Consider the following 14,462-nt stretch of genomic DNA (forward strand, 5'->3'; position numbering starts at 1 on the left):
TTAGCATGGCGTGATGGTGGGAGATGTATGGGTTGTGAGCAGCTAGTTTTCGATGAAATGTAAAATATACAGTTAATTCTTCTGATTTACCTTTGATTTAGTGAATAGATGGAAAAAGCACATCTAATTTCACCCAGATTTGCCATAAGGTAGAATTTAGCAGAAATTAACTGTATGAAATCCATCTATTGCTTTCAAATCGAGAGAATCAGCAAAAATAGCCACATAAAATCCATCTAATTTGTTTGAGGCGGGGCGGCGGGGGGAGGTTGTTTGCTAGAGGTAGAGGTAGAGGTAGAGGTAGAGGTAGATAGAGGAAGAGGAAGAGGAAGAGGAAGAGGAAGAGGAAGAGGAAGAGGAAGAGGGTGAGGTAGAGTTGGAGTTGGAGTTGGAGATAGAGATAGAGATATAGATAGAGATAGAGATAGAGATAGAGATAGAGATAGAGATAGAGATAGAGATAGAGATAGAAGTAGAGGCTGTGGCTGAATTAAAGGAAGAAATTTGAACAAAAGAGCGGGATATTACAAATCTAAATTTGGATAAATATGCTAAGTTTAAAGCAGATGTTAAGTATGGATGAAGGAGGAACAAGGTAGGCAAGTTTAGCAATCCAATCAGATGTTTCATTAGTATGTATCCATAGAAATGAATACGAGAACGTAGGAGGAGCAACAAATGAAAAAAGCAATCATCGGCATACTCATGGCCTGCATCCTTGTCACCGGCACAGTAAACGTACCTTTGAACGTTCGTGCAGCAGATCCAACTTCGGATGGTCATGGATTAATGGGAGATTTCTACAAATGTGAGAAAAATCCAAATGATCGACAAGATATAACGGTGTTTAATTTCGATAACTTTCGTGGAGAACGAGCTGTTGCTAATCTAAATGGGGATTCATTTACAAGTATTTTTAACCAACTGTCGGGAACCCCCGATTATAATACAGCGCGATTTACTGGAACCATTGTCCCCCAATTTACAGAAGACTACACGTTCCATATGGTAGGCGATGATGGTTTCCGATTATGGATTAACGGCGAGAAGATTATTGACTTCTGGCAACAAACATGGGATGTCCCGCAGGACAGTGTTGCCATTTCGTTAGAAGCAGGCAAGCATTATGATATCAAAGTTGAATATCTGCAAGGCTGGGGCGGATCCTGGCTGCGCATGGAGTGGGAAAGCGCAAGTCAACGCAGAGAAGTCGTACCCGAATCAGCGCTGTATCTGCCTTCTGATCATATCCTCCCCTCCAAGAAAGATGATTTGACAGCAGAAATACAAAAGATTGATTATTTGACGGGCAACTTTGCAGGCGAAGTAACCCCTGGTGCTTTAAATGACCTTCGAGCAACAAAGGTTACTGCCGAGACAACGCTAAACACGATTGATTCCCAAGCTATGACTGATGATGAAAAGGTAGCGCTGCTCTCGCAAGCGATCCAAAACGTATCCGTTGCCAGATCCGCTTTTATGAAAGAAATGGGCGTCACAAGCAAGACGGTATTTAACAAGTTTAACAACCCGCTTTATCAAGGGCAGGATCCTTTCGTCACGTATCATGACGGTTATTATTATTTCGTATCTTCGAGCAACTTGGACTCCAACAATAAAGTGTATGTATCCAAATCGCGCACACTGACTGATCAAGGTGAAAAGGTACTTGTATTTGATTCACTCGGGTCACAAACGCGTATTTTCGCACCCGAAATCTTTTTCTTTAATGGCAAATGGTACATCTACTATTGTGCAGATCGTCAGGATTACGGCTATCAGCATATGGCTACGGTTTTGGAATCGACCACTTCGGATCCGCAAAGCCCATTCATAGATAAAGGGGCGATTTATGCCGGTGAGAATGGTGTTAATAAGCAGGCGAATGACTTTACAGTCTTTGAGCATCAAGGGCAATTGTACGCCGTGTGGGGAACGTTAGGTGCAGGTGAACCGATTGGACCCGCTATCGCACCCATGGATAATCCGTATACGATTTCAGTAGATCGCTCCTTCTTACCAGGCGGAGGCGGGGAAGGTCCACGTGTGTTACAAAAAGACGGCAAAGTATTTATCACCATGTCAGAAGGTGATTACGCGTCCAATGGCTATCGGTTGTCCTATTTTATGAACACCGATGGGAATATATTGAATGCGAGTTCATGGTCGCGCACGAATGATGTTTTCGTAGCAACGAGTGAAGTATCGGGTCCTGCTAGAGCAGGATTTGTGAAGTCTGCTGACGGCACGGAAGATTGGATGATCTATCATTCACGCGTGTACAAAGATACAGGACGCAATTGGTGGCGTGAAGTGAATATCAAGAAATTCGATTGGCATCCAGATGGAACACCTAACTTTGGCCAGCCCGTTTCACCTAATGAATGGCAAGACCTACCTTCTGGAGATCCTGGTCAAGGAGATATGTATCAAGCTGAAAATGCGATTCGTTACGGTGATATTACTTCGGACACTACACATGCCAACTATCAAGGTACAGGATATATTCATTTGCCGACAACATCTGGAGCTGAAGCTAGTTTCGTCGTACAGGCACAGGAAACCGGTGATTATATCGTTGGTACACGTTATGCCTATGGGGTTCAAGTGAATGGGGAATCTAACAATAATCCGACAACGCAATTGCCTGGCAGAGCCAAAGTGAATGTCTATGTTAACGGCAAATATGTAAAATCAATTGCACCCGATAAAACAGCGATAAGCTGGGATGAATGGTTTACCGATTCGCAACGATTGAGCTTGCAACAAGGGAAAAACGTCATCAGTTATCGCATTGATAATAGTTCAATTGGTAATGTGAATATGGACTATCTAACGATGTACAAGGCAGATGTGCCGAATGTTATCGAAACGAACGAAGTAGCGGGGGAATTGTCGGGTGCGACGGCCATTCAAGTTGGTCAACAATTCGAGATGACGTATGGCTTGACTCATGTACCGAGTAGAGCAGAAGACGCGATTTACGCTCAGGACCTGCTCATTAACTATGATGCGGATAAACTTGACCTTGAATCGGCGGTTTCTAAGAAGGAAGGTCTTGCTGTTCTTGGATTTAAAAAGGTAGCTCCAGGGCAAGCACATATCCTGCTGGCTAGTCTTGGCGCAGCGAATACAGTAATCACTGATGGGGATTTGTTAACGCTGCATTGGAAAGCACTTAAAGCGACAGACAATACAAGCTTATCTATTTCTCCAGTGCGAATTGCCAATTCAAAAGGTGTAGAGACCTTATTGGCACCTATCGCGTTTAACGTACAAGTAACAGGAGGCGGAACGCCAAACTCGCCGGATGTTAATGCTGATGGCAAAGTAAGTATTGGCGATCTTGCTATTCTAGCCTTCAGCTATGGCCTCTCCGCATCCAGTCCGAATTGGGGGCAAATACAGAAGTTAGATTTGAACCATGATGGTGTCATTGATATTGTCGATCTAGCGGCACTAGCAAGAGCTATTATTCAATAACATAGACTAGGTTCAGCGCGTTACAGAGAGGGGCAGATCCATGAGATCTGCCCCTTTTTACATCTATGCCTCACTTTTCAGTGGGTATGACGGAATAGTGCAAAAAATGACTTTTGCGTGTAAAGACGCTTACACCGCATAAAGCTACAATAACATTGTAAGCATTTAATTAGAGGAGGAAACACAAATGGTGCAAAAAAAGAGATTCATGGGGGCCCTAGTGGCAGCAACGGTTTTGGCTACATTGGTATCCGGATGCGGGACTAAAACAGAAACAACTTCGGCAACGAAAGCGCCTGATACGGCAAAAACATCGGAAGCGCCAGCGAAAGCAGCAGACAGCAAGCTTGTTATCGGTTTCTCGCAAATCGGTGCTGAAAGCGGCTGGCGCGGTGCTGAAACACAATCCATTCAAGATACTGCTAAGGCTGATCCGACGATTGATTTGAAGTTCTCCGATGCCCAACAGAAGCAAGAGAATCAAATCAAAGCAATTCGTTCATTTATCGCCCAAAAGGTTGATGTTATTGCCATGGCCCCTGTTGTTGAAACAGGTTGGGAAGCGGTTCTAAAAGAAGCAAAAGATGCGAAAATTCCAGTTATTCTAGTTGATCGTGGTATCGATAAGAAAAACGAAGATTTATACACAAGCTTCATCGGTTCTGACTTTATCACGGAAGGTCAGAATGCAGCTAAAGCGTTGGCCGAGCACATGGGTGACAAAGGGAACGTAGTTGAGCTTGAAGGAACAGTTGGCGCGAGTGCAGCGAATGATCGTAAAAAAGGTTTCGATGATGAAATGAAAAAACATCCAAACATTAAAATCGTCAAATCCCAAAGTGGTGATTTCAATCGTGCAACAGGTAAACAAGTGATGGAAGCGATTCTGAAATCGCCAGAGGGTAAAGACATTCAAGGCGTTTACGCACATAACGATGACATGGCTCTAGGCGCGATTCAAGCGATTGAAGAAGCAGGTAAAAAGCCAGGTACAGATGTGAAAATCGTATCCATCGACGGGATTAAAGAAGCTTTCGAAGCAATTAAAGCTGGCAAATTGAATACGGTAGTAGAATGTAACCCGCTGTTAGGGCCACAATTATATCAAGCTGCGAAAGATTTGAAAGCAGGTAAAACTGTACCGAAATGGATCAAATCCAATGAAGACGTGTTCTCTGGCCAAAAAGCAATCGATGCGCTTCCTAATCGTAAATACTAATTGAATTGGTTGACAAGATACAGGAGTCATAGAGAGAAAACGAAATCAAGAGCGGCTTCGATGCTCTTGATTTCGTTTCATAAATCGATAGAGGAGCGAGTGCCATATGCAAGAACATCCCTTATTAGTGATGAGTGGAGTCAGTAAGTTTTTTCCTGGTGTCAAAGCTTTAACGAATGTGGATTTTCAGCTTCGTAGAGGAGAAATTCATGCATTGATGGGACAAAATGGCGCAGGAAAATCCACCTTGATTAAAGTTTTGACAGGTGTCTATGAGATGGATAAAGGCACAGTCATCCTTAACGGCCAGAACGTACGCATTAAGTCACCGAAGGATGCGCAAGCACTGGGGATTAGCACGGTTTATCAAGAAGTGAATCTATGTCTCAACATCTCCGTCGCGGAGAACTTGTTTATTGGTCGGCAGCCACGCAAGCAAGGCGGGATGATTGATTGGGGCGTCATGAATCGCAAATCGGAGGAACTGTTGGCACGACTTAGCATTCAAATCGATGTCACGAAGCCGTTGGCCGAATTCTCCATCGCACTTCAACAAATGATCGCAATTGCACGTGCGGTTGATATTTCATCCGGATTGCTTATTCTAGATGAACCGACGTCGAGTCTTGATCAACAGGAGGTCAAAGAGCTATTTCGCATTATGCGCAAATTGAAAGAGGAAGGCATGGCGATCGTCTTCGTGACACACTTTATGGATCAAGTGTATGAAGTGTCGGATCGAATTACTGTGCTTCGAAATGGTGAACTTGTTGGGGAGTATCCAACAGAAGAACTTCCTAGAATGCAGTTGATTTCCAAAATGATTGGCCGAGAGTGGAAAGAAGAAGAGAAGAAGAGCAAAGTAGTTGGCATGAAGAAAAGTGAAGTGTGGGTTTCAGCGAATCAACTGGGCCGCAAAGGCTCTATTAATCCGTTCGATTTAACGCTGCACAAAGGTGAGATTTTGGGACTCGCTGGGCTGCTTGGTTCAGGGCGCACAGAGATGGCGAAGTTGATTTTTGGTATTGATAAGGCCGATGAGGGAGCATTATCGATTGGCAGTGAACAGATGAGAGCCATGTTTCCTATGAAAGCGATTGAACATGGGTTTGCCTTTTGCCCAGAGGAACGTAAGGTTGAAGGGATTGTCGGTGAGTTGACGGTTCGAGAAAATATTGTTCTCGCTTTGCAAGCGAAACGTGGATTGTTCAAACCGCTATCCCTACGCAAACAGCAGGAGATTGCCAACCATTATACAGATCTACTGCACATTAAAGCGTCCAGTATGGAGCAGCGCATTGATCAGCTGAGTGGGGGGAATCAACAGAAAGCCATTTTGGCTCGTTGGTTGGCTACGAATCCGAAGCTCCTTATCTTGGATGAACCGACACGGGGCATCGATATCGGCTCCAAAGCGGAAATTCGCAAATTAATTATGTCACTCGCAGCAGAGGGCATGACGATTCTGATGATCACCTCGGAATGGGAAGAGATTATAGGGTGCTGTGATCGTGTCATGGTACTGCGAGATCGCGACATTATTGGCGAGCTGACGGGTGAAGAGATTACGGAGCAACGGATTATGCATATGATCGCAGAAGGAGGGAGCAGAGATGAAGCCATTTAACACCCTATATGAGAATTTGGCACAAAAGAAGTTATTATGGCCCTCTGTTGGTATTATTTTAATCTTGATCTTTAATGCATTTTTTACACCAGGGTTTTTCAATATTCGCATGCAGGATGGTCATTTATTCGGGAGTCTCATTGATATTCTGAATCGTGGAACACCAATTTTAATTATTGCGCTGGGGATGACGCTAGTCATTGCGATGGAAGGTATTGATATTTCGGTAGGCTCTGTACTGGCGATTTCGGCTTCCTTGGCTGCTTTTCTTATGCAAAAGCACGTTCCGTTCGTTTTCGCTTTAGGAGCAGGTTTAGCGATTGGTGCCCTATGCGGCTTCTGGAACGGCATACTGGTTGCTAAATTGAAGATCCAACCGATGATTGCCACACTGATTCTGTTGACGGTTGGACGTGGTATCGCGCAGCTTATCTCAGGAGGTCAAATTATTACGATCTCCAACAAAGCCTATCGGTTTGTAGGCGGTGGGTATTTGCTAGGCATTCCTTTCTCAGTTGTTATAGCAGCCTTTGTTTTCCTTGCTCTCTATTTCATCACACGGAAGACTGCATTTGGTTTGTTCCTGGAATCGGTTGGCTCCAATCGTGTATCCAGTGAGTTTACGGGGATCCATGCGAGCCGAATCATGTTGACGGTATATATTATTTGTGGGTTTTGCGCCGGGCTTGCCGGTATTATCGTATCCTCTAATATTACGGGAGCCGACTCCAACAATGCGGGGCTATGGTTCGAGCTAGATGCCATTCTAGCTGTCGTCATTGGGGGAACCTCGATGCGTGGAGGTCGTTTCTATTTAGGCGGTACTGTCTTAGGGGCACTCTTCATTCAGACAATGACGACAACCATCTATACTCTCGGCGTTCCCTCTGAATCTGTTATGGTCGTAAAGGCTGTCGTGATTATTCTAGTAAGCTTGGTTCAATCTGAAGTGTTAACGTTGAAACTAAACAGTCTATTCCATAGAAAAAGTGAAAAGAAGGTGCTTGTTAATGAAACTACGATTTAGAATTACATCGGCTAACATCACCATTCTAGCGACGATTGTCTTATTCCTCTCGCTGTACGCTGGGGGTTCAGCGATGTTTGATAGCTTTTTCTCCATGCAAGTCTTTCTGAATTTATTTGTAGATAACGCCTTTCTGATCATTGTAGCAACGGGCATGGCTTTCGTTATTATTACGGGTGGAATTGATTTATCGGTTGCCTCCTTAATTGCTTTAATCAGTGTTATTTCTGCGGTGATGCTGCGAGCAGGTATTCATCCGTTTGTCGTGATGCCATCTGTGCTGGTGCTTGGAACAGGATTTGGCTATGTACAAGGATATCTGATTTGCCGATTTAACATCCATCCATGGATCGTTACGTTAGGCGGTATGTTTTTGGCAAGAGGTACGTGTTTTCTGATAAGTCCAGAAAGTATTGTGATCGACAATCCGATCTATAGCGCAATTTCAAACTACCGAATTCCAATGCCAGGCAACGGCACCATCTCGGTTGGTGTTGTTATCGCCTTAATTACAGTAGCAGCAGCCATCTACGTGTCCAAATTCACAGCGTTCGGCCGCAATGTGTATGCGATTGGCGGGAATGAACGGTCCGCTGAATTAATGGGTCTGCCTGTGTATGCTACGAAAATGGCTGTGTACACGATTAGTGGCTTTTGCTCTGCCATAAGTGGTATCGTGTTCACCTTCTATATGCTTTCTGGTTATGGCTTGCATTTGATGGGCGGAGAGATGGATGCGATTGCGGCTTGCGTCATTGGCGGCATTCTGCTAACCGGCGGTTTCGGATATTTAGTTGGCCCTATGCTTGGTGTATTAAGCGCAGGCGTTATTCAAACGATCATTATGTTCCAAGGCTCGCTAAGTTCGTGGTGGACGAAGATCGTGATCGGTTTTCTACTGTTTGCTTTTATCGCGTTACAGCGTGTCATTGTGGCTAGAAGGGAAAGGAACCGTAATCCAGCCACGAGCAAGAAGTTGAAAAAGCGAATCCAAAATACCGTTGAGATATGATAGTATAAGAGGAACTGGAAAGAGAGGAAGATACGACAGAGGAGGATCGGGGTGAGTGTACTCATTCGTTACTGGCAGGATCGCAGCATCCGATTTAAGCTGAATAGTATCTTTCTAATTATTATTCTTATTTCGATTCTTGCGTTAAGTTTATGGGGGAGCAAGGCCTACAGCACCTTTTCTGAAAATCAGGCAGATGCGAATACGCTGCAAATGATTCATCAGGTTGAAAGTAATGTCGATCTTTATATCCGTCACCTAGAAGATGTACTCTCTTATATTAGTGAGGATGCATCTTCCAGTCAGTTTTTGAGAATGGCTACGGTGCCAGGACCGTCAACGGGAGACAATACACAGATTACGAAGATGATGACGATGTATGCGATGAGAAACAAGGAAGTAACTGGCATCATGCTCGTCAATCAGAAGGGGTCCTACGTCTCCTATGAAATGAATCGGATCACGCGAGATTCGCTAACGGAAGAAGACTGGTACCAAGACGCGATTAAAGCCCCAGGCGAAACATTGATTATTAGTAATCCTATTGGACGTAATGTTGCGACCTCACAGAACTACAGTTCCTACGATGTCTTATCGTTAGTACACGCTGTGCAGGATCCGCAATCTCAGGAAATCATCGGTGTCGTTCTTATGGATCTGCGCATGGATATGCTGAAATCGATATTTGAGAATCTTAAACTAGGCAAGTCTGGATTTATGTACATTCTCGATTACAAAGACCAAATTCTGTATGCGCCAACGAACAATATTGTGTATCGGATTCAGAGCGAAATGCTGCATAATGGTCAGCAAGGAAGCTTTACGCAAACGATTAAAGATCAACGTTATCGCATTCTGTATAATGACTCTACTACGAATAATTGGAAGTTTATCGGTGTCATTCCGAATGATGATTATGAGAAGGTTGTTAAGGATATTCAACTATACACACTGATTGTCACCATTATTACCTTGACGCTGGCTGTCTTCCTATCAACGTATTTTACGGGGACGCTCATTCGACCTATACGCAAGTTGATGAGTTTGATGACCAATGTTAAGAACGGGGAATTAAATCAGCGTTTCGTTCCTAAAAGTAAAGACGAGATTGGCCAATTAGGAAACAGCTTCAATCATATGCTGGAAGAAATTAACAATTTAATCAATTTGGTTTATGTAGAACAGAAGAAGAAGAGGGAAGCAGAGCTTCAAGTGCTGCAAGCGCAAATTAAACCGCATTTCCTCTACAATACGCTGGATACGATACAATGGATGGCGCAAGAATACGAAGCTGACGATATTATTGAAATTATTGGGGCGCTAACGAATTTATTCCGAATTGGCTTGAATAAAGGATATGAGTGGATTCCGATTCGAGACGAAGTGAAGCACGCGGAAAGCTATATGATTATTCAGATGTCACGTTATATGGATAAGCTGGACATTCAGTTTGATATTTCGGAAGAGCTGTACCGATACTTTGTGCTGAAGCTTATTCTGCAGCCCTTGATTGAAAATGCGATCTATCACGGAATCAAAGCGCGAACAGGGAAAGGTACAATTAGTATCAGTGCAGAGCGGCATATGGATATGATCTATTTCCGTATCCAAGATGATGGGGCGGGTATTCCGCCAGAGAAACTGGAGGAGTTAAATCAGATTTTACGCGGTGAAAAGCAACGTTCGGATCAGTATGGCATCGGTTTGTTCAACGTGAATGAGCGGATACAGCTCACCTACGGGATGACCTATGGCCTTCAAATTTTTAGTGAACTTGGCAAAGGGACAACCATTGAAGTGAGGCATCCTTTGATACATGTTGTTAAAAAAACAGGATGAGGTGACAACGAATGTTGAAACTGATGATTGCAGATGATGAGCCTCGCATTCGCAATGGTCTATGTAAAGCGCTGCCATGGGGAGATATGGGCATACAGGTTGTGGCTGAAGCTGAGAATGGCCGGCAGGCTCTTGAAGTAGCCCTTACCGTACGCCCTGATCTCATGTTTGTCGATATTAATATGCCTATCTTGGGAGGACTCGAGCTTATTGAACTTTTGCAAATTGAGGTTCCTGGATGCCTAGTCATTGTGATATCGGGGCATGATGAATTTTCATATGCCCAACAGGCGGTTAGACTGAATGTCTTTGATTACTTGCTGAAACCTGTTCAGAAATCAGAACTTCAAGCCGTTGTAAGCAAAGCAGCTGAGGTATTAAACAAGGATCGCATTCAACAAAGATACACCCAGTGGATGAATCATAAATTTGAAGACAAAGCCGTGACCATGCGGGAAGATTTCTTGCGCAGTTGGATTACAGAACGACTGACCCAGGATCAGTTTGAAGAGGACCATGCGTTCTATCAACTGCATTTTCAAGGACCTGTCAGTCTGCTTCTTGTGAAGTCTCTGGGCAAAATGACGATCAATGCGCCTGCGAAGACATGGGATCCGCAGTTGCTTGAGTTTGCAATCAAAAATATACTAACCGAAATGCTGCCTCAAGTCCCGATATCTGCTGTTCTCAGCGTCGAACATGGATTTATTGCAGCGATTTCGCAAGTGTCCGACCTGACTGCACTTCATGGGAAGTATGAAGAGTTTGAACATTCGGTGCAGCAATATTTGGGTGTCAGTATGCTCCTTACCCATGTCGTCACCGAGCAGCTAGAGGAAGTTCCTTCGCTTTATCATGAATTGAAGAACAGCCTCAGCAAGGAGAATACATTAACGCCGATTGTGATGATGACGAAGAAATATTTGGAAACCTACTATTACAGAGAAGATCTATCCCTGTCTGAGGTTGCCGAACAGATGAATGTGAATGCGACGTATTTAAGCAAATTGTTAAAAAGAGATCTGGGCAAGTCATTTATTGACTGCCTAACCGATATTCGAATCAAAAAAGCTATTCAGTATTTGAATGACCCCACATCTAAAATGTATGAGATTTCTAGGCGAGTGGGTTATCAATCACAGCATTATTTCAGTCATACGTTTAAAAAAGTGATGGGTGTATCGCCATTGGAATATAGAAAACGTGGGGAATAGACATATGAATGTGAACGCACCGAGGCGTTTATTCGGATATGGATTACTTGGAGTGATGGTGCTGACTGCCATCATTCTAGCCATTTTTGGCGTTGTTAGCTTAAAGTCGGATAAGGCCGACACGGAGTTCCTCATTGGAATTAGCCAGCCGAACTTGAATGAATCCAGGCAAATCGCGATGTACAATGAAATTCGCAATGAGGCCGAGAAGCATAAAAATGTCAGACTCATTTTTACGGATGCTGCTGAAAATAGTGAAAAACAAATCAATGATGTGCAGAAGCTTTTGCACTATGGGATTGATCTTCTCATTATCTCGTTAAATGATTCGGAGAAGCTAACCCCTATTGTCAAAGAGGCCTATAAGGATATGCCGGTTATCGTTCTTGGCCGAGGCGTCACGGGATATGATTATTCGATGTTCATTGGCTCAGATAATTTAGCCATAGGGAAGAAGTCGGGCAAGTTGACTGCTGATTTATTAGGAAGTAAGTACTCAAAAATTGTAGAGATCAAAGGAGCGATAGGCTCCTCTTCCGTAGAGGAAACAAGTCTCGGTTTTCGTGCTTATTTGGAGCGGACCCCGTCGCTGCATATTACCAAAGTCATTGATGGCAATTGGCGGCGCGATCAGGCGGAAGATGAATTGAAACGTACACTTACTGCGGAGCCAGATATCAAGCTCGTATTTGCTCACAGTGATGCCATGGCGCTTGGGGCGTATCGTGCTGTCGAATCACTAGGATTACATGATGTGAAAATCATTGGCATTGATGGTCTCGAGACGATGAACGGTGGTTACGATCTGGTCAAGCAAGGCACACTTAGCGGCACAGTAACAAGTCCAACGGGTGGGAAAGAATCGATTCAGTATGCCCTCGATATTTTGAATCAAGAAAAGGTCATTCCGAAGAAGATTATTTTACGCAGTCATGTGATTACAAATGATAACGCTTACCCTGGCAATGAGGATGTTGCCCATGCGGAGTCCTTATCCAAAGTCCTTACGGGGAGTGCACTCACAAGGAAGATCAAGCTTGGCGTCGCCGTTGTTGGCTCGGAAAGCAGTTGGCGTGCAGCCAACACGGAATCGATTATGACCACTGCGGGGAAAGATCCTGCCATTGATTTGCTCATCCAGAATGCAGAAGGAAATCAAGAAAGACAAATAGCCATCATTCGCAACTTTATTAAGTCAAAAGTGGATGTAATCGCATTTACGCCGTTCGTTGAGTCAGGTTGGGATGAGGTTTTGGCTGAGGCCAAAGCTGCGGGCATTCCGATCATTTTGACAGATCGCAAGGTAAAAGTGGAGGATGATTCCTTATGGACTACGTTCATAGGGTCTGACTTTGTTGAAGAAGGACGCCGCGCTGCGCGTTGGCTTGTCGAGAATAAGAAAAATGTAAGCGGGGTCACGACAATTGCAGAATTGCAAGGGACTTCGGGGTCAGCCCCAGCGATTGAAAGGAGAGAAGGCTTTGAGGAAGTACTTTCTCAGCAAGCCAGCTTCCGCATCATCGCCTCGAAAGTTGGCGATTTTACGTATGCAAGCGGTCAACAATTGATGTCGAAGATCATTGCTGATGGCCAAGTACCTGACTATGTGTTTGCTCACAATGATGATATGGCGTTGGGTGCAATTAAGGCCATTGAGCAGGCGGGGATGAAGCCTGGCAAAGATATTGGCGTCATATCCGTGGATGCCACGAAGCTTGCTTTTCAAGCTATGACTGCTGGGAAGCTGAACATGTCAGTGGAGTGCAACCCGCTATTGGGACCACAAATTATTAAAGCCGCTAAGGAGCTTGCTGCAGGGAAAGAAATCCCGGTCAATATTATTACAGCCGAAGGGATATTTGCGCAAGACACAGCCAAACGCGATGTTACGACACGCAAATATTAAAGAAATCAGGAAGACAAGTCTAGTAAAGGGTGCACGATTAGGCCCATTGCTAGACTTGTTTTTTAATTTGTACGCAACGCTTACCCCATATTTATTCAGGAAAGGAGTGCAAGACACCGGGAGTTACGTTAGTCCGATATTTCCGAACTAAATCGGGGACTTTGAGCGGAAAAGAATGAATAGCCCGATTCTACCGAACTAAATGCTGAGCTTTCGCAGAGAGAGGTCATTTGGAGCGATTTAGTTCGGCTAATTCGAATTAATCGAGGATTGTTGGTGTCGACAGTGGGATTAACTCGGTAAATTCGGACTATTTAATAAATTTGGGTAGTGTCTTAGCTTAAGCAGGGGCCTTCTTATAAGGACAGCGTAAACATTTATCAGAATCACGTACATTATATCTGTATTGTGTAAAGACGGTTATTTTTGAGATTACTATAATGTTAGTAACGGAAGGGGAGCTGTACATGAAAAAAAATTACATACTGATTTGCGGCATTATTCTACTAAGTTGTCTGCCTTTATATTTACTGTTCTCTCATAAGAGCACGGATCCCATCGTGAGTGAGGGAGAGCGGCTGGATGTCCATAAACTGGAAAGTATCGTAAATTTGGCAAGTTCACGCGGAAAAGCTGGAGCTAACGATGTTAAGGCACCAACCTTTACGCTGAAAACGTTAGACGGTTCCTATGCTACGATTGGCGGCAAGCGGGATAAACCACTCGTTGTTCATTTCTGGGCGAGCTGGTGCGAAGCATGCTCTGTCGAAGTGCCTACGTTAAGGAAGCTCTATGAGCAATACAAGAATCAAGTTGATTTTGTAGGGATAAATGTTGCGACAGAAGAGAAGTTGGAAAATATCCAAAAGTTTGTGCTGACGAATCATATTTCTTATCCGGTACTCCTAGATGAGCATAAGCATGCAGCAGATCTCTATGAACTCCATGCGTTGCCAACTGTTTTTCTAATAGATACGAATGGATATATTATGGATACCTTTCATATGGTTGACCCGCTTGAGCTAGAAGAGAAAGTTGAACGTTTAGCCAAGCGTTAAATAACAAATATGGTGAACCTGATACCCCGTGCAGGAGGAGTGATAAGGATAAATAAGCCTAGCAAACATCAGGAATA

At 43.9% G+C, this 14,462-nt stretch carries 9 protein-coding genes; all 9 read left to right on the forward strand.

Annotated elements, in window-relative coordinates; translation table 11 throughout:
* The first annotated feature begins 678 nt into the window (after positions 1-678).
* The 9 genes from HQN88_RS14500 (at position 679) to HQN88_RS14540 (ending at position 14,385) form a co-directional block, all read left to right on the forward strand.
* Positions 679-3,483, forward strand: coding sequence for a family 43 glycosylhydrolase (locus HQN88_RS14500; protein ID WP_173112972.1), 2,805 nt, complete (start codon positions 679-681; stop codon positions 3,481-3,483).
* A 187-nt stretch (positions 3,484-3,670) separates the two neighbouring features.
* Positions 3,671-4,702 carry an ABC transporter substrate-binding protein gene (locus HQN88_RS14505; RefSeq protein WP_056615286.1) on the forward strand — a complete coding sequence of 344 codons (1,032 nt, stop codon included), beginning with the start codon at positions 3,671-3,673 and terminating at the stop codon, positions 4,700-4,702.
* A 106-nt stretch (positions 4,703-4,808) separates the two neighbouring features.
* The gene (locus HQN88_RS14510; RefSeq protein WP_173112975.1) at positions 4,809-6,329 is read left to right on the forward strand and encodes a sugar ABC transporter ATP-binding protein; all 1,521 of its coding nucleotides are present in this window, start codon (positions 4,809-4,811) and stop codon (positions 6,327-6,329) included.
* Positions 6,316-7,356, forward strand: coding sequence for an ABC transporter permease (locus tag HQN88_RS14515; RefSeq protein WP_056615281.1), 1,041 nt, complete (start codon positions 6,316-6,318; stop codon positions 7,354-7,356). Before HQN88_RS14510 ends, HQN88_RS14515 begins: the two co-directional genes overlap by 14 nt.
* A complete protein-coding gene (yjfF, locus tag HQN88_RS14520) occupies positions 7,340-8,368 on the forward strand; it encodes a galactofuranose ABC transporter, permease protein YjfF (RefSeq protein ID WP_173112978.1) in 1,029 nt (342 codons plus the stop codon). The genes HQN88_RS14515 and yjfF overlap by 17 nt, the downstream gene beginning before the upstream one ends.
* Positions 8,369-8,419: 51 nt before the next feature.
* The gene (locus tag HQN88_RS14525) at positions 8,420-10,207 is read left to right on the forward strand and encodes a cache domain-containing sensor histidine kinase (protein ID WP_173112981.1); all 1,788 of its coding nucleotides are present in this window, start codon (positions 8,420-8,422) and stop codon (positions 10,205-10,207) included.
* 11 nt (positions 10,208-10,218) lie between these two features.
* On the forward strand, positions 10,219-11,421 hold the full coding sequence (locus HQN88_RS14530; RefSeq protein ID WP_173112983.1) for a response regulator transcription factor: 1,203 nt from the start codon (positions 10,219-10,221) through the stop codon (positions 11,419-11,421).
* A 4-nt stretch (positions 11,422-11,425) separates the two neighbouring features.
* On the forward strand, positions 11,426-13,327 hold the full coding sequence (locus HQN88_RS14535; RefSeq protein ID WP_216855711.1) for a substrate-binding domain-containing protein: 1,902 nt from the start codon (positions 11,426-11,428) through the stop codon (positions 13,325-13,327).
* A gap of 467 nt (positions 13,328-13,794) precedes the next feature.
* Positions 13,795-14,385 carry a TlpA family protein disulfide reductase gene (locus HQN88_RS14540; RefSeq protein ID WP_173112986.1) on the forward strand — a complete coding sequence of 197 codons (591 nt, stop codon included), beginning with the start codon at positions 13,795-13,797 and terminating at the stop codon, positions 14,383-14,385.
* Positions 14,386-14,462 lie beyond the last annotated feature (77 nt).

This window comes from Paenibacillus qinlingensis (genome assembly GCF_013204845.1).
GTDB lineage: Bacteria > Bacillota > Bacilli > Paenibacillales > NBRC-103111 > Paenibacillus_E > Paenibacillus_E qinlingensis.